General features: G+C 70.5%; 19 protein-coding genes. 18 read left to right on the top strand and 1 reads right to left on the bottom strand.

Annotated features, from left to right (window positions below; genetic code table 11):
- From ABZ484_RS17915 to ABZ484_RS17900, 4 genes are all read left to right on the top strand, one after another.
- Window positions 1-243, top strand: a 243-nt coding sequence (locus ABZ484_RS17915) for a transglycosylase SLT domain-containing protein (protein ID WP_358866835.1), incomplete at its 5' end; no start/stop codon positions are given.
- A 413-nt stretch (window positions 244-656) separates the two neighbouring features.
- Window positions 657-956, top strand: a complete 300-nt coding sequence (locus ABZ484_RS17910; protein WP_358866834.1) for an RlpA-like double-psi beta-barrel domain-containing protein — start codon at window positions 657-659, stop codon at window positions 954-956.
- A gap of 12 nt (window positions 957-968) precedes the next feature.
- Window positions 969-1,577, top strand: coding sequence for a cell wall protein (locus ABZ484_RS17905; protein WP_358866833.1), 609 nt, complete (start codon window positions 969-971; stop codon window positions 1,575-1,577).
- Between the two features lie 16 nt (window positions 1,578-1,593).
- Window positions 1,594-2,490: a MauE/DoxX family redox-associated membrane protein gene (locus tag ABZ484_RS17900; RefSeq protein WP_358866832.1), complete on the top strand. Its 897-nt coding sequence runs from the start codon at window positions 1,594-1,596 to the stop codon at window positions 2,488-2,490.
- Between the two features lie 150 nt (window positions 2,491-2,640).
- Here ABZ484_RS17900 and ABZ484_RS17895 read toward each other — a convergent pair whose 3' ends face one another.
- Window positions 2,641-3,618 carry a DJ-1/PfpI family protein gene (locus ABZ484_RS17895; RefSeq protein WP_358866831.1) on the bottom strand — a complete coding sequence of 326 codons (978 nt, stop codon included), beginning with the start codon at window positions 3,616-3,618 and terminating at the stop codon, window positions 2,641-2,643.
- 137 nt (window positions 3,619-3,755) lie between these two features.
- Between ABZ484_RS17895 and ABZ484_RS17890 the strand changes: the two genes are divergently transcribed.
- From ABZ484_RS17890 to ABZ484_RS17825, 14 genes are all read left to right on the top strand, one after another.
- Complete coding sequence (locus tag ABZ484_RS17890; RefSeq protein ID WP_358866830.1) at window positions 3,756-4,394, top strand: HD domain-containing protein; 639 nt, start codon at window positions 3,756-3,758, stop codon at window positions 4,392-4,394.
- Between the two features lie 116 nt (window positions 4,395-4,510).
- On the top strand, window positions 4,511-5,413 hold the full coding sequence (gene sigJ, locus ABZ484_RS17885) for an RNA polymerase sigma factor SigJ (protein ID WP_358866829.1): 903 nt from the start codon (window positions 4,511-4,513) through the stop codon (window positions 5,411-5,413).
- 184 nt (window positions 5,414-5,597) lie between these two features.
- Entirely contained in the window at window positions 5,598-6,518 is a 921-nt protein-coding gene (locus ABZ484_RS17880; RefSeq protein WP_358866828.1) for an NADP-dependent oxidoreductase, read from the top strand.
- A gap of 22 nt (window positions 6,519-6,540) precedes the next feature.
- On the top strand, window positions 6,541-6,996 hold the full coding sequence (locus tag ABZ484_RS17875) for a cupin domain-containing protein (RefSeq protein ID WP_358866842.1): 456 nt from the start codon (window positions 6,541-6,543) through the stop codon (window positions 6,994-6,996).
- Window positions 6,997-7,120: 124 nt separating this feature from the next.
- Complete coding sequence (locus tag ABZ484_RS17870) at window positions 7,121-7,579, top strand: carboxymuconolactone decarboxylase family protein (RefSeq protein ID WP_358866827.1); 459 nt, start codon at window positions 7,121-7,123, stop codon at window positions 7,577-7,579.
- A gap of 203 nt (window positions 7,580-7,782) precedes the next feature.
- The gene (locus ABZ484_RS17865; protein ID WP_358866826.1) at window positions 7,783-8,289 is read left to right on the top strand and encodes a sigma-70 family RNA polymerase sigma factor; all 507 of its coding nucleotides are present in this window, start codon (window positions 7,783-7,785) and stop codon (window positions 8,287-8,289) included.
- Between the two features lie 25 nt (window positions 8,290-8,314).
- Window positions 8,315-8,998 (top strand): hypothetical protein, encoded by a 684-nt coding sequence (locus tag ABZ484_RS17860; protein ID WP_358866825.1) that lies wholly within the window; start codon window positions 8,315-8,317, stop codon window positions 8,996-8,998.
- Window positions 8,999-9,512: 514 nt separating this feature from the next.
- A complete protein-coding gene (locus ABZ484_RS17855; protein ID WP_358866841.1) occupies window positions 9,513-10,205 on the top strand; it encodes a DUF3152 domain-containing protein in 693 nt (230 codons plus the stop codon).
- Window positions 10,206-10,340: 135 nt separating this feature from the next.
- Window positions 10,341-10,505: a 50S ribosomal protein L33 gene (rpmG, locus tag ABZ484_RS17850; RefSeq protein ID WP_358866824.1), complete on the top strand. Its 165-nt coding sequence runs from the start codon at window positions 10,341-10,343 to the stop codon at window positions 10,503-10,505.
- 82 nt (window positions 10,506-10,587) lie between these two features.
- Window positions 10,588-10,710, top strand: a complete 123-nt coding sequence (gene ykgO, locus ABZ484_RS17845; RefSeq protein ID WP_358866823.1) for a type B 50S ribosomal protein L36 — start codon at window positions 10,588-10,590, stop codon at window positions 10,708-10,710.
- Between the two features lie 195 nt (window positions 10,711-10,905).
- Complete coding sequence (locus tag ABZ484_RS17840; protein ID WP_358866822.1) at window positions 10,906-11,382, top strand: SRPBCC family protein; 477 nt, start codon at window positions 10,906-10,908, stop codon at window positions 11,380-11,382.
- Between the two features lie 340 nt (window positions 11,383-11,722).
- On the top strand, window positions 11,723-12,442 hold the full coding sequence (locus ABZ484_RS17835) for an FCD domain-containing protein (protein WP_358866821.1): 720 nt from the start codon (window positions 11,723-11,725) through the stop codon (window positions 12,440-12,442).
- The gene (locus tag ABZ484_RS17830) at window positions 12,439-13,878 is read left to right on the top strand and encodes a hypothetical protein (RefSeq protein ID WP_358866820.1); all 1,440 of its coding nucleotides are present in this window, start codon (window positions 12,439-12,441) and stop codon (window positions 13,876-13,878) included. Before ABZ484_RS17835 ends, ABZ484_RS17830 begins: the two co-directional genes overlap by 4 nt.
- Complete coding sequence (locus ABZ484_RS17825) at window positions 13,875-15,710, top strand: GMC family oxidoreductase (protein ID WP_358866819.1); 1,836 nt, start codon at window positions 13,875-13,877, stop codon at window positions 15,708-15,710. The genes ABZ484_RS17830 and ABZ484_RS17825 overlap by 4 nt, the downstream gene beginning before the upstream one ends.
- Window positions 15,711-15,780 lie beyond the last annotated feature (70 nt).

The following is a 15,780-nucleotide window of genomic DNA, read 5'->3' as shown; positions in this document are numbered from 1 at the left end:
CTCAAGCGCAACATCATGCGCGAGTCCAGCGGCAACCCCAACGCCCAGAACAACTGGGACGTCAACGCCCAGAACGGCATCCCCTCCAAGGGCCTGCTCCAGGTCATCGACCCCACCTTCCAGGCCTACCACGTCTCCGGCACCTCCGGGAACATCACCGACCCCGTCGCCAACATCACCGCCGCGGCCAACTACGCCGCCCACCGCTACGGCTCCATCGACAACGTCAACTCCGCCTACTGAGCCAAAGCACCCCAGCACAGCACCCCAAGGCCGATGCCCGCAGCAACACCCGCTGCCGGCACCGGCCTTCGGCGTGCCGGGTTTGATCCCGCATCCGCCCCATATGCCGCGTCCACCCGAACACACCCCTGGCCAACGCGCGTAGAAGCGAGCATCATGGCAGGCGCCAACGCACGATCCCGCACGGTGATTTCCTCGTCCAGTTGTCATGCACTGGTCATATCGGGCCGGGTGTGTCTCCGGTCCTCTGACGGTGCACTGAACTCCCCGTCCGACGAAGGGACACAGCAATGGCTTGCGGATCAACCTCTCTGTGGGCAGGCGAAGCGTCCTGGTTCTGCTGCGGCGGCTCCTGGGGCCCCTGCGGCAGCGCCGGAACCGGCGCCTGTGGCACCTGCCAGTCCAGCAAAAACATGGCCGCCTGGCCCAACCTGTCCTCGGCCTGCTGGAACGTCACCAACCCGGCAGCCTGCGGCGAGAACATGCCCAGACGCGGCTGCGGCTCGGTCATGAAGATCAAGCACCAGTGTTCCGGCGCCGCCGTCTGCGTCACGCTCGCCGACTGCGGACCCAACACCCAGCTGTGGTGCAGCGAGAAGACCTGCTGCAACGGAGTGTGCCGGACCCACCGGGTCGTCGACCTGACCCCTGCGGCCTACTCGGCCATCGGCAGCCTCAGCTCCGGTCTGCTTCCCGTCTACATCTACGAGTGAGGAGGAACCGCCATGACCGGACGCAACGGCGTCAACCGTCGCCGTCTCCTGACCAGCGCGGCGCTCGGCGGTGCCACCATCGTGGGCGCCTCCGCACTCGGCGGCCTGGACGCGGACTCCGCCTTCGCCGCCCCGATGCCCTCCCTGGACCCGGCGGTGTCCCAGTCGTCGTTCGTGGACGGCCGCGTCAGCCGGATCAAGGGCAGCGTCCTCGACGTGGTCGAGGCCGAGGGGACGCACAGGCTCATCCAGCTCACCAACGCCACCAGCGTCTGGAAGCTGGAAACGGTCACCGCCGAGGCCATCGAGGTCGGCGACGGACTGTACGCACGGGGTGTCGAAATGCCGGACGGCAGCGTGGCCGCCGACGCCGTCTGGGTGAACATCGTCAATCTCTATGTCACCGTCCGCGGCATCGAGCGCTCCCGGCTGCACCTGAGCCACGACAGCCACGCCCTGGTCGGCAACATCGTGGAGAAGAGGACGACCGCGTCCTTCCGCGGCGGCGCCCTCACGTCCGACCTCTCGCAGCTGCGGATCGGGCACCACGCCCAGGTGCTCGGCGCCTGGCGGCCCGCGGACGACAGCGTGGACATCGCCCGCATCAGCGTCGGGCACTGAGGCAGGGGGGAAAGTGATGGCATCGCTCACCACGAACCTCGCGACGCTGCTGCTCGGTGTCCTGCTCGCCGGCACCGGGGCGAGCAAGGCGTTCGGCCGGCAGGTCGCGGGGCAGGCGGCAGGCACCGTGCTGGTCCGCGTCCTGAACGACGGCCGCCGCGCCACACTGGTCCTTCGGGCCACCGGCGCCGGGGAACTGGCGGTGGCCGCAGGCCTGTTGGTCGCGCCGACGACCGTGGTCCCCGGGGTGGCGGCGACCGTCCTGGGCGCCGGCTTCCTCGGCTACCTCGGGTACGCCCGGGTGACCGCCCCGGAGTCGTCCTGCGGATGCACCGCCCGGAACAACGGCCCGATCACCTGGCGGGCCTTCGTCCGCGCGGGCCTGGTCGTGGTGGGCGGCGCCGCGGCCGCCGGGGCCCGGACGGCCTGGTGGACCCAGGCCGTCCGCGACCCGGTGGCGTCGGTCGCGTTCCTTGCCGTCACCACGGCCGTCCTGGTCGCGGTCTCCAGCGACCTCGACGACCTGTGGCTGGTTCCGCTGCGCAGGACACGGCTGAAAATCTTCGGGCACCCGCTCGTCCGCGGCCAGGACGACGAAGTGCCCGTGGCCGCCTCCGTCGAACTGCTGGAGCGTTCGCTGGCGTGGGTGGCCGCCGCACCCGTCGTCCGCTCCGGGCTGATCGACCACTGGGAGGCCGACGGCTGGCGCTTCCTGCAGTTCGCGGGCGTCCACGACCCGGGCGGCGCGGCGCGCCCGGTCACCGTGATCTTCGCGGTGGACCCGCGCGAGACGAGGGACACCACTGGCAATCCGGCGGTCCGGGTCACCCTGATCGACGACCGGACCGACGAACCGGTGGAGGTGGACCTGCTCAGCGACTTCCCACGGCGCGCCTCCCTGCCCATGGCCTGACGGGCAGTCCCGCAAGGGTGGTGACGCCGACACTGCCGAGGGGTCGTCCGGTCTCGGACCGGGCGGCCCCGAGGCGTCGACCGCGCAGCCCTGCACCCGGCAGCGCAACCGCCTGTCACGCAGGGTGTCGGCACGGCGAGAAGCCTCGGCTTACTGCTGGCCCTCGTTCGCGCGGCGCGCCGTGCTGAAGCGGCGCTGATACGCGGCGGGACTGATCGACAGTTTTCTCGCGAATACTCGTCGCATGCTCTCGTAATTCGGGAATCCGGCAAGGGACGCCGTCTGTGTTGCGGTATGCCCTTGGTCGAGCAGGGCTTTTGCCATGTCGAACCGGATCATCTCCACGTACCGGGCCGGCGTGGTGGACAACTCGTCGTGAAAGAGTCGCGTGAGATGCCGAGTGCTCACATTGACCTGCTTGGCGAGTTCGCCGAGCGAGTGGTTTCCCCCGGGATTCGCCGTGATCAAATCGGTGATTCTGCGGAGGGACGGAGATCGGGGCGGCGGTCCTTGCAGTGGGGCGGAGAACTGTGACTGGCCGCCCGAGCGCTGCATATGGACCACCAAGGCACGGGCGACATCGCGAGTCAGGTCAGGGCCGTGATCCTCCTCGACGAGTGCCAGTGCCAGGTCGATGCCGGCGGTCACGCCCGCCGAGGTGTAGGTGGTGCCGTCACGGACGTAGATCGCGTCGGGTTCGACGCGGCTCGCCGGGCAGCGGGCGGCGAGCTCGTGCGCGACCTTCCAGTGCGTGGTCGCACGCTTGCCCTCCAGGAGGCCGGCGGCGCCGAGGATGAAGGCTCCGGTGCAGATGGACGCGACCCGGTCGGCCCGGCCCGCCAGCGTTCGCGCCGCCTCGATCAGATCACGGGGCACAGGTGTGCGCGGGTACCGGTCCGCGCCGGCCACCAGGAACGTGCCGGGAGCAGGCTCCGTGGCGGCGGTGTCGACCGAGATCCGGAACCCGACGGACGAAGTCACATCGGCACCGCTCGGCGACACCAGAAGGATCTTGTAGCGGGCGCCGAGCCGGTTGGCTTCCGCGAACACCTCTGCGGGGCCGGCGACGTCCAGCAGGTTGACCCCGTCGTGGACGAGGATCGCGACCCGCCGCGTGGCGGAGGCCATACCCCCGCCGGCCGCCTGTCCCGATTCGGGTGACTCATGGCCGGACCGAGGCGGCGCCGGACGCCGGCTGGTCGGCAGGGTGGAAGACGGACGCACCGTCCATTCGTAGCACACCGATATCGGAAGGCGCAGAGGTCATGAGCGAGATCATCGCGGGGGTGGAGATTCCTGAAACGCCGGCGGTCGCCGAAGCCACCCGCCTGGTGCGGAAGATGACCAGCCCCCTCATCTACCACCACTCCCGTCGCGTTTTCGTCTTCGGCGTCATTCATGCTCGCAGGCTCGGCCTGGAGCCCGACCCGGAGCTTCTCTACCTGTCCGCCATGTTTCACGACACCGGCCTCTTGACGCCGTTCTCCGAGGTGGAGCAGCGCTTCGAGGTCGATGGAGCCGACCACGCGCATAAGTTCATGCTCGACCGCGGTTTCCCGGCCACTGCCGCCGACGTGGTGTGGACCGCGATCGCGCTGCACACGACACCGGGAATTCCCGAGCGGATGGGCGCGGAGATCGCCATCACGAATCTCGGGGTCCTGACCGACGTGCTCGGCCTGGGTCTGGACGAGTTGGATCGCGGCCAGGTGGACGAGATCACCGCCGTCCATCCACGGGGCGACTTCAAGAACGAGTTCTTGCAGGCCTTCGTCGACGGACTCAAGTACCGCCCGGAGACCACGAACGGAACCGTGAACTCGGATGTGCTGGAGCACTTCCTTCCCGGCTTCTCCCGCACCACCACGGTCGAGCGCATCATCGGCGCTCCCTGGCCGAGCTGATCAGGACGCCGTATGCGTGAAACGTCGCCCTCCGTGGCGGGGGGCTCGAGACCCGTGACGGACCACCCCGCGACGAGGGCGGGAACGGAGGCGAAGAAGTCTGGGTTGTGATCTGTATGGGTGACGGACACGGACACGGGCGTGGGCGCGGACAGTGTGAGCAGGAGGACCGGCTCGGAGTCGAATGGGAGAGGCACCGGCCCGCGGTCTTCGGTGCGGCCTACCGGCTGCTGGGGAGTGTCGCCGATGCCGAGGACGTGACCCAGGACGTGTGGCTGCGGGCCGCCGGAGCAGATCTGCAGGAGGTCGGTGATCTGCGGGCCTGGCTGGTGACGGTGGCCGCGCGACGGTCGTACGACATCCTCAAGAGTGCCCGTTCCCGCCGGGAGACCTATGTCGGGCCGTGGTTGCCGGAGCCGCTGCTGACCGGGCCGGACGCGTCGCAGCCGGTGCTCGTCGACGAGTCCATCAGTTCGGCGATGCTCCTGATCATGGAAGAGCTGAGCCCGCCGGAGCGGGTGGCCTTCGTCCTGCACGATGTCTTCGGTCTCGAGTTCGGCCGGATCGCCGAAGTGCTGAACGTCTCCGCGCCAAGTGCCCGGCAGCTCGCCTCGCGGGCACGACGGCGGGTCAGCAAAGCGAAGCAGTCCTCGCCGCAGTCGTCGAAAGCGGAGCGCGAACGCGTCCTCACGGTCTTCCGCGCCGCGTACGAGGCCGGGGACCTGGCCGGCCTGGTCAGGCTCCTGCACCCGGAGGCGGTATACGTCACCGACGGCGGCGGCAAGGTCTCCGCGGCACGCAAGCTCATTCACGGCGGCGAGCGCGTCGCCATGGTCATGGTCCGTACGGGGCGCCAGTGGCACCCGGACCGCATCGACTTCGCCGAGGTCGGTGGCGAGCTCGCCCTCGTGTTCCACCGGGAAGGCCGGGTCTACTCGGTCGACACGGTCCAGATCACGGATGGTCTGATCTCCGCGTACCGCAGGGTCATCAATCCCGACAAACTCGTGCGCGTCTGAGCTGTCACACCTGCAGGGGGCTACCTCGTCTGCCTGATGAGAACGCCGAACGGGCGACGAAGGAACACGCGGGCCAGGTGAGATCGATCATGCGGAGCGGCATACATCCAGCTGCAGTCACTGTGCCCTGCGCCCGAGCCGCGAGCGCAGGGCGCTCGGGTCGCCCCTCTCAGTAAGGAACTGTATGCAAGCCATCACTGTGCGAGACCGTGAGGCCGGTCTTGCCGGGATGTCCCTGACGGACATGCCCTACCCCCATGCGGCCGAGAACGACGTCGTCGTGCGGGTGCACGCCGCCGGCTTCACGCCCGGCGAGCTGGACTGGCCCGCCACGTGGACCGATCGCGCCGGCCGCGACCGCACGCCGACCGTGCCCGGACACGAGCTGTCCGGTGTCGTCGTGGAGCTGGGGCACGGCACCACCGGCCTGAGCGTCGGACAGCGGGTGTACGGCCTGGCCGACTGGGCCCGCAACGGCACACTCGCCGAGTACACCGCGGTGGAGGCCCGCAACCTCGCCCCGCTGCCCGCGGACATCGACCACTCCGTGGCCGCCGCGCTGCCGATCTCCGGGCTGACCGCCTGGCAAGGCCTGTTCGAGCACGGGCGCCTGACCACAGGCCAGACCGTTGTGATCCATGGTGCCGCGGGCGGCGTCGGCTCGATCGCGGTCCAGCTCGCCCGCGAGGCCGGCGCCCGCGTCATCGGCACCGGCCGGGCCTCCGGCCGGGACAGGGCACTCGCACTCGGCGTCGACGCCTTCATCGACCTGGAGACCGAGAAGCTGGAGGACGCCGGGGAGGCCGATGTCGTGTTCGACGTGATCGGCGGCGACATCCTCGACCGCTCGGCCGCCCTGGTCCGGGCCGGCGGCACGCTCGTCACCATCGTCATGCCGCCCAAGGTCCAGCCCAAGAACGGGCGGGCGGTGTTCTTCGTCGTCGAACCCGACCGCGCCCGGCTCACCGATCTCGCCGCACGGGTGAGGGACGGCCGGCTGAAGCCGGTCGTCGGTGCTGTGCGGTCGCTCGCCGAGGCACCCGCCGCGTTCGGCCCCGGGGAACGCACCCCGGGCAAGACGATCATCCGCGTTACGGAAGCCTGAAGGGAGACCGATCGTGATCGGAATGCGAATCGCGGGTGGCTTGCTGGCCGTCGCCACACTGACCGCGGCCACGGCCTGCTCGACGTCGGACCAGTCCGCCCCCGCCGAGGTGGCGGCGACGGCCGCGGCGTCGACGCGCCCCTCCGAAACCCTCAAACCGCTGCTGCAGCAGGCCCTGCCGAACGTGAAGGGCAAGACGTTCACCTCGGCGGTCGTGGACTTCCCGCCCAACGCGAGCGCGCGGCCGCACCGGCACGGACAGGCGTTCGTCTACGCCTACGTCCTGGAGGGCACCGTGCGCAGCAAGCTCGACGACAAGCCCGTGACCACCTACCACCAGGGCGAGAACTGGGTCGAGCAGCCGGGCGCCCATCACGTCCTCACCGAGAACACCAGCAAGACGAAGCCGGCCAAGTTGCTGGTCGTCTTCATCTCCAACACCGGAGACAAGCTCAAGGTCGACGACCCGAAGTCATAGCCCGGGGAACGCGGCGGGGGCGGCGACACGCCGCACGAACCCTGCCCCGCGAGGACACACGCCATCCGCCACCGAGACGCGCCCCGACGGGCGCGGCGCAGCGCACGAACGGAATCAAGGAACCATGAACGCCCCCCAGCGCATCAACATCGGCAAGCAGCATCCTGCCGCCTACACGGCCCTCATCACCCTGTCGTCGGAAGTTGAAGCGGCCGCCGCCGCGGCCGGCCTCGACCCGCTCCTGGTCGAACTGCTGAGGATCCGCACCTCACAGATCAACGGCTGCTCGTTCTGCCTGCGCATGCACACCCGCGACGCCCTGAAGAAGGGCGAGAACCCCGACCGGATCGCCGTGCTGCCCGCATGGGCGGAGACCGGCTACTTCTCCGAGACCGATCGCGCCGCCCTCCGTCTGACCGAGGCGATCACACGCGTGGCGGACGGACACGTCAGCGACGAGGACTACGACACCGCCGCGGCCGTACTCACCGCGGACCAGATCTCGGCAGTCGCCTGGCTGGCCACCGTGATGAACGCCTTCAACCGCGTCGCGATCACCAGTCGGTACCCCGTCGGCAACTGACCTCGACGCCGTCAGGGGCGTTCGGTACCGCGGAGGTCAGCCGACCCGGAAGGTGCAGGTGCCTGGGGTGACGTGGTAGACGGCGGCCCCGGGCGCCACCCGCGCCCGGGGCCGATTTTTGATCGGCGTGCAACCTGCGAGCTCACCGCCCTCGTATAAGGGGTGTCCACGTGGCGAGGTCCGACACTGGAGGGTGCTTTTCTGTGACATCTGCTTCCGAACGAGACATACAGTTCACCGAGTTCGTCAGCGCGCGCCGTGCGGAGCTCGTGCGCGTGGCCGCGCTGCTGCTGTCAGGTGATCACGCCAGGGCGGAGGACGTGGTGCAGATGGCGCTCACTCGTCTGTACCTCGCGTGGCCGAAGGTGCGCCTGGACACGCTGGATGCATATGTGCGCCGGTGTGTGGTGAACGCGGTGATCGACGACAGGCGCCATGTGTTCCGCCGCCGTGAGCAGGCGCAAGCGCAGGTGCCCGATGTCGCCACCATCGAGCCCCATTACGCCGACCACGCGACGCTCGTGGCCCTGCTGGCCACGCTGCCTGCGCGTATGCGTGCAGCGGTCGTGCTGCGCTACGTCGAGGGGCTCAGTGTCTCGGAGACCGCCAAGGCGCTGAGATGCACCGAGGGCACCGTCAAGAGCCAGAGCGCCCGTGGCCTGGAGCGACTGCGTGCGGTATTCCCCGAACACGCTCACGAGCTTGTCTGAAAAGCGTTGAATGGAGGGCTTTGAGATGCAAGACATGATCGACGCGTTGGGTGCTCTGCGAGGCACCGGTGCGCAGCTCCCCGCCAGTGAGGACGCGGTCGCGGCCGACCTTGCCCGCGGACAGCGCGCATTGATCCGCCGGCGCCGGCGGATCGTGGGCGCCGGAGTCGCCGCCCTGGGTGCGGCGACAGCCGTCGCGGTGGCGGTGGTCGGCCCGGTCGGCGAGTCCAGCTCGAGTGTGGCGACCAAGCGGGTGGCACAGCCGTCTGCCTCGTCCGGTCACTCCGGAACCTCGATCGCGCTGGAGCTCGCCGCCTACAAGGGCGCCCAGCCGGCTGGTTTCAAGGTCGACACCGTTCCGGCGGGCTGGAGCGTGAGTTCGTCGAACGAATACGGCTTCGTGGCCGTCCCACCCGGAACCGGCAGTCACCACTCCGGTACCGACTTCATGGACGGCATCGCCGTCTTCCTTCAGGGCGATTCCGTGCTGCCCGACGACTCGCCTGTCACCAAGGTGACCATCAACGGCAAGGTCGGACAGCTCGGATTCAGTGGTGGAAGGGACGCCAAGTGGCTGATCTTCCCCGATGCCGCGGGCGACAAGGTCCTCGTACAGGTCCCCACCAAGCTGGGCCTGACCGACGAGCAGATCGTTCGATTTGCCCAGGGCATCACGGTCACCGGCCATGCACGGGCAGCGCGCGGCTGACCGTCCGGTCGAAGAGTGATCCTTCCGCACCCTTGGGATGTGCGGACACCGACGCCCTGGCCGTCTGCGCGGCCTCGCAAGGCCAGTGCGTCGTCGGCCGGTCGGACCATCGCGACACTGGGGCAGAAACGATTCACCCCGTCGCCGGTCACCTTGACGCTCGCCGGTGGCCGACCGGAGCGCTGTTGCCGTCGGCGCCGGGCGGCACGGTCGGTGCCCCGCCCAGCACTGCGGTGACGCGAGCACTGCGGTGACGCGCAAACCCCTCGGCGTCTGTCGTCGCTCCGATCAGAGCAACCACCCTGGAAAGGCAGGACCTACCGTGGCTCACTCGCGCAAGGCGCGACCGGCCGGCCGTCGCGGCGGGCGCAGGCGGGCGGCACCACGCCGCAGCCGGCCCGGCACGGTCACCACGGTCACGTGCGTCGTGCTGGCCGCGGCCGCCGCACTCGCTGTCTCCGCCCATCGGGACCCGCTCGCCGCTTCATCCCGCCCGGCGTCGGCGCCGTCCCACATCGACCATCCCACCGCGTCCCCTGGCCTTCCGGCGCCAGGGGCCACCACTTCGCATGCGAGTCCGAGCGTCTCAGCCACGGCCACCCGTCCCACGTCACCAGCCGAGTCCTCCCCGATCCGCATCCCGGCAAAGGGTCCAGGAGTCTTCACCACCGCACAGGCGACGGGCAGACAGGTCGGCACAGGGGGGACCGTGCGCCGGTACAGGGTCGAAGTGGAGGACGGGATCGCCCTGCCCGCTCAGCAGGCAGCGCGCGAGATCTCCGGAATCCTGGCCGATCCCCGCGGCTGGACGGCGGACGGCGTCGACTCCTTTCAGCTGACCAGCTCCGGACCGTACGACTTCACCGTGAAGATCGCGACCCCGGCCACGGTGGACGCCATCTGTGGCGCCGCGGGCCTCGACACCGGCGGCGAAGTCAACTGTGACGTCGGCAAGGACGTAGTGGTCAATCTGAAACGGTGGGTCCTCGGCTCACCCGAGTTCGACGGCCCCCTGCACGGCTACCACGCCCTGATCATCAATCACGAGGTCGGCCACCGCCTCGGCCATGGGCACGAGACATGCCCGGGGCGGGGACACCCTGCGCCGGTCATGATGCAGCAGATCAAGGGTCTCAAGGGATGCGTCGCCAACGCATGGCCCTACGACGGCAAGGGCCGTTACCTCAGTGGCCCCGCCGTGCCCTGAACAGCGGCTCATGCCGTCGTGCGTCTCCACCGTCAGCCGACCCTCGCCGGGAATGCGGCGTCGACCCACCTTGTTGAAGCGTGCGGCTGACATGTTCGAGTCAGGTGACTCGCATGGCGGCGAAAGGAGCACATCATGGCACGTAACACCGCGCGGCCCGTCGTCAAGCTGAAGTCGACAGCCGGTACCGGAGTCACCTACGTGACCCGCAAGAACCGCGCGAACGATCCCGACCGGCTGGTCCTGCGCAAGTACGACCCGGTGGTCGGCGCGCACGTCGTCTTCCGCGAAGAACGCTGACCTGCGCCTGCGTCGCACCGCGACAAAGGCCCCAGGTAGCGCTGCGGGCGGACCCCCTTCGACCTCCTGAGAGGAGACCGCGATGAAGGTACGCAAGTCACTGCACTCGTTGAAGACGAGGCCGGGCGCCCAAGTGGTGCGCCGGCGGGGTGTGACCTTCGTGATCAACAAGAAGAACCCGCGGTTCAAGGCCCGCCAGGGCTGAGAACCCGCCGCGTCGCAGTCCGCCGGCCCGGCACCGCGCTCGCGGTGCCGGGCCCTGCGTCGTGCGGATCATCGCTACCTGGCCGGCACGGGCGTCGCGATCGCCGACCTGGGCCTGCCCGAACGGGTTCGTCTTAGCCGGACGCTCCACGGGTACCCGGGCGCAGCAGTCGAGTGACGCAACGGAGGCACACTGATGAGCACGGTCAAGGAAACGGTGGAAGTAGACGTCCCGGTCCACACCGCCTACAACCAGTGGACGCAGTTCGAGGATTTCCCGAACTTCATGGAGGGCGTGGAGGAGATCACCCAAGTGGACGACCGCCACAACCACTGGACCACCAAGATCGGCGGCGTCAGGCGGGAGTTCGACACCGAGATCGTCGACCAACTTCCCGACGAGCGCATCACGTGGCGCACGACCAGCGGTGACCTGGGCCAGAAGGGCACGGTCCGCTTCCAGCGCGTGGACGACACCCACACCCGGGTGGAACTCGTGATGGACGTCGAACCCAGCGGAGCCGCCGAGAAGGCCGCGGACATGCTCGGCACCATCGACCGGCGTGTCAAGGGCGACATGAAGCGCTTCAAGAGCTACATCGAGGAGCGCGGCGCGGCGTCCGGGGCATGGCGCGGACGCATCAAGCCGGGGGGCGCGGGCGGCCCCGCCTGACACCGGTCCGCAGGGTCCCGGCAAGGTGGAGGGCGGCATCGATCTCGGCCAGGTGGTCAGGGTCAGCAGAGTGCCGTTCCCGGCGGCTGAACCAGGCCCGCTACGGGACGCGCGTGGATCCGGCGGGCTTCAGCCCGCTCGGTCGCCGGGGCCGAGGATGACGGGAAGCCGTCGTCGGAGCCGCGGATGACGGGAAGCCGCACCGGGCCGCACAGAGCGCCGTGCCACCGGCTCAGCTCGGCCGGTGGCACGGCGAGGTCCAGGCCCGGGAGGCGGCGCAGCGCCGTTCCCCAGGGCAGCCGTGCCGAACCCGTTGACTTCCCAGGCATGCATTGGTTGAGTGGCTGAGCCACTGAGCCACTGGGAGGACGACGTGGAGGCACTGCCCCGCGAAACCATCGTCGATGTCCTGGAGAGCCGCCTGCGTGAGGACATCCTCGCCGGGCGGCACCCCGCGGGCGCTTATCTGCCGCCGGAACGCACGCTCGCCGACGGCTACGGCGTCACCCGCACCACCTTGAAGCACGCGTTCGGGCGCCTGACGCAGGCCGGACTCCTGGAGACCCGGCACGGTGTCGGTACCCGGGTGCGGGACTACCTGCGGCTGGGCGGCGCAGACCTGCTGCCCATGCTCGTACGGCACAGCGCCGACTGGATCGGTGAGATCTTCGAAGTGCGGCGCTCCATCGGCGCACTGATCGCCGAGCGTGCCGCTGCCCGGGCGACCGACCGGCAGCGAGGCGAGCTGCGCGAACTGCTGGCCGCCGTGGGGGATGCGGCGGACCCCGACGCCGTGCAGCTCGCGGACCTCGAGGTCCACCGAGCGCTCGCCCGCGCCACCGGCAACCGCGTCTACGTCCTGCTGACCAATACCCTCTTCAGCGCCTATCTGCCGGTACGTGCCGCGCTCAGGGGACCGTTCACCGACGCTCAGGTGGCCCGTGACCGCCTGGAACCGGTGATAGCTGCCGTGGCGGCCGGCGACGTGGCGGGCGCTCGGCGGGCGGCCGAGCGGTATCTGACGACCACCGAACGGATCATGCTGGAGGACCTGGCATGAGCGCGGACCCCATCTCGGGCCCGGCCACGCGCGGTGGCCATCCCGCTCGCGGCACGGTCTTCCGCGAGAGCATGCTCGGCAGCCTGCGTCTGGACGACGAGGACCGCACCCGCCGCGTCCGACTCGACCTGACGGTCTCGGCGGACCGTCTCCTGCGACCGTTCGGCACCACCGAGGCCCGCGCCACCGGCCGTGTTCGCGTGACAGGCTGGAGCGACGACCCTCACGCCGAGGGCCGGTTGGAGATCTCACCGCTGGCACGCCGTCGTATCCGCTACCGCATCAGGTTCACCGCGGACGGCCGCCGACTCGCCCTGGACGGCTGGAAGTCCGTCAGCCCGCGCAGGCCCGTGACCTCCATGACGGTGCTGCCGTACACCCTGTACGAGGACGGCGAACGCGTCGGCTCCGGTACCCTCCGCTTCCCGCTCGGTACGCAGCTCCTCCCCTTCCTCACCAGCTTCCGATTCCCGCGGCGGGAGAACCCTGGCGCCTTCCTCGCGCCCCGCTGGCGCGGGGAACCGGGTCGTACCGAGGTCTGGTACACCACCGTCACCGACCCGGACACCGGCACCGGACTGTGGCTGCACCACGAACTGACCTCTCCGGCGGACGGCTCCCCGCCGTACGCCCATGGCTGGGCGGCGGTGTTCCCCAAGGACGGCCCCGTGCGCCACGCCCGCTTCGGCCCCGCCTCATGGACTGCGCAGGAGTCCGGCTTCAGCGCGGACGGCATCGCCGTCCGGCCGGGCCGACTGTCCGGATCGGCCGGGGACGGCGCCTTGCGCTGGGACATCGCTGAACGGCCTGCCGACGAGCCGCTGTTCACCTTCCCCCGCTGGTCGTGGCGTCGGCTCCTGCTGCCGGCCGCACAGATGCTCCCCGCCGCGCGGTCCTGCTACGACGGCTCGTTCACCCATGACGGCACGACGCTGACGCTCACGTCGGCCCCCGGCGCCTCCGCCCGGATCTACGGTCACGGGAACGCACGCCGCTGGGCCTGGCTGCACGCGGATCTCGGTGGCGGTGACGTCCTGGAGATCGTCTCGGCCGTGTCCACGCGGCCGGGCCTGCGCAGGCTTCCCCCGCTGGCCTTCCTCCGGCTGCGCCGGCACGGCCGCACCTGGCCCCGCCGTCCCGAGCGCTCTGCCGTCGGCTGGGCGGGCCTGTGCCGTTTCCGCACGGACATCGGCCTGCCGACATGGACGGTCACCGGCCGCACGGCCCTGCGCCGGATCCGTGTCGACGTCACCCAGCCCGCCGACCGCGTCCTCGCCCTGGACTACACCGACCCTGACGGCGGGCACGCCACGTGCCGCAACAGCGAGCGCGCCGACGCGCACGTCCGGCTGGAGCGATGGTGGTTCGGCGGCTGGCGCACCGAGGCCGAGTGGGAGCTCGACGGCACCGCGCACGCGGAGGTGGGCACGCGATGAGCCTTTCCGGTCTCGTGGCCGCTCTTCTCGCGGACGACGGCACCACCGACTGGCCCCGGCGCGTCCCCACCCGGCTGAACACGCTCCTCGCCTCGATGCCGCTCGCCGCCCGGGCCGGCCTGCGAGCGGCGGCGCGCGGCGTGGACGTCTACGCCGCGGCGCGCACCGGACGCGCTCTGGGCGCTCTCACCCCGGCCGAGCGGGAGTCCGTGCTGGAGGATCTCGCCGCACGACCCGGGCTCCTGCCGCTCCTGGACGTGCTCAAGGTGCCCGTGCTCCTGGCGGCCGGTACCGAGCGACTGCTCGAGGACGCTCCCGCACCACGCGGTCCGGTACGCCGTGATCCGCCGCTCGATCTGACGCCCGTACGTGCCTGGCCCGCTCGCTCCACCGCCGACGCCGTGGTCGTCGGTTCGGGCGCGGGCGGAGCGATGGCGGCGCGGACGCTGGCCCGCGCCGGGCTCCGTGTCGTCGTGCTCGAAGAAGGCGAGCACCACTGCACCGAGTCGTTCGGCACACGCCCGCCCCTCGACCGGTTCACCGAGCTGTACCGGGACGGCGGTGCGACCGTCGCCGTCGGCAGACCACCGCTGCTGCTGCCGGTGGGCCGCGCCGTCGGCGGTACCACGGTCGTCAACTCCGGTACCTGCTACCGCACTCCGGGCCACGTGCTCACCCACTGGAGCAGGAACCTCGGGTTCGCGCTCGCCGACGGCTTCGAGCACCATCTGGACGAGGTCGAACGCAGTCTGAAGGTCGCCACGCAGCCCATGGACGTCCTCGGTGCGAACGGCCGTCTCGCCCTCGCCGGAGCCCACGCGCTCGGCTGGCGGGCGGCACCGCTGCGCCGCAACGCGCCGGGCTGCCGGGGCTCCTGCCAGTGCGTGACCGGCTGTCCGACCGGCGCCAAACAGAGCGTGCAGCTCTCCGTGCTGCCCCAGGCCTGCGCCGCCGGGGCACGCATCGTCACCGGAGCCCGCGTGGAGCGCATCCTCGTCGACGAGGACCGGCCGCAAGGCGCGCGGGCCGCGGGCGTACGGGTCCGCGGGCAGGACGGCGCCTGCGAGATCCTCGCACCCCTGGTGGTGGTCGCCGCCGGCGCGTTGCAGTCCCCGCCACTCCTGCGTCGTTCCGGCCTCGGTCGGCATCCCCGCCTCGGCCGCAACCTCAGCGTCCATCCGGCCACGAGTGTCGCCGGACGCTTCGCCGAGCCGGTCACCGCGTGGGAAGGCGTGCTGCAGAGCGTGGGCGTGGAGGAACACCATGAGGAGGGAATCCTCATCGAGGCCACCGCGACCCCGCCCGGGATGGGCTCCTTCGTCCTCCCCGGACTGGGAACCGAGCTCCGCCGTGAACTGGAGGACGCCGACCGGCTCGCCACACTCGGCGCGATGATCGCCGACCGTCCCTCCGGTCGCGTCCTCGGCCGCGACCGCACACTGGTCCGCTACGACGTGGACCCCCGCGACGCGGGACGCCTCGTGCGGGCCCTGCGTGCCATGGGCGAGCTGCTGTTCGCCGCCGGCGCCGAGGAAGTGCTCACCGGCATCCCGGGCACACCCCGCGTACGCGGCCTCCCGGAACTGGACGCCGTGCTGGCGGGCACGAGCGTGCGGCGGCTGCATCTGTCCGCCTACCATCCCACCGGCACGGTCGCCGCGGGCCAGGACCCCCAGCGTTGTCCCTGTGACCCGCTGGGCCGGCTGCGCGGCGTACGGGGTGTACTGGTCGCCGATGCCTCCGCACTGCCCAGCTGCCCCCAGGTGAACCCCCAGTTGAGCATCATGGCGGGAGCCCTGGCGATCACCGAGGCCTTCCTGGACGGCCGGTGAGGCCGCCGCCCCGCGCATGGCCGGCCGGTCGGCTGCCGGTGCAGTGGTGCGGCAGCGTGCACGCAGGTCA

The organism is Streptomyces sp. NPDC006393 (assembly GCF_040628575.1).
Classification (GTDB): domain Bacteria; phylum Actinomycetota; class Actinomycetes; order Streptomycetales; family Streptomycetaceae; genus Streptomyces.
The sequence above is the reverse complement of the archived record's forward strand: the minus strand, read 5'-3'. Positions and strand labels throughout refer to the sequence as shown.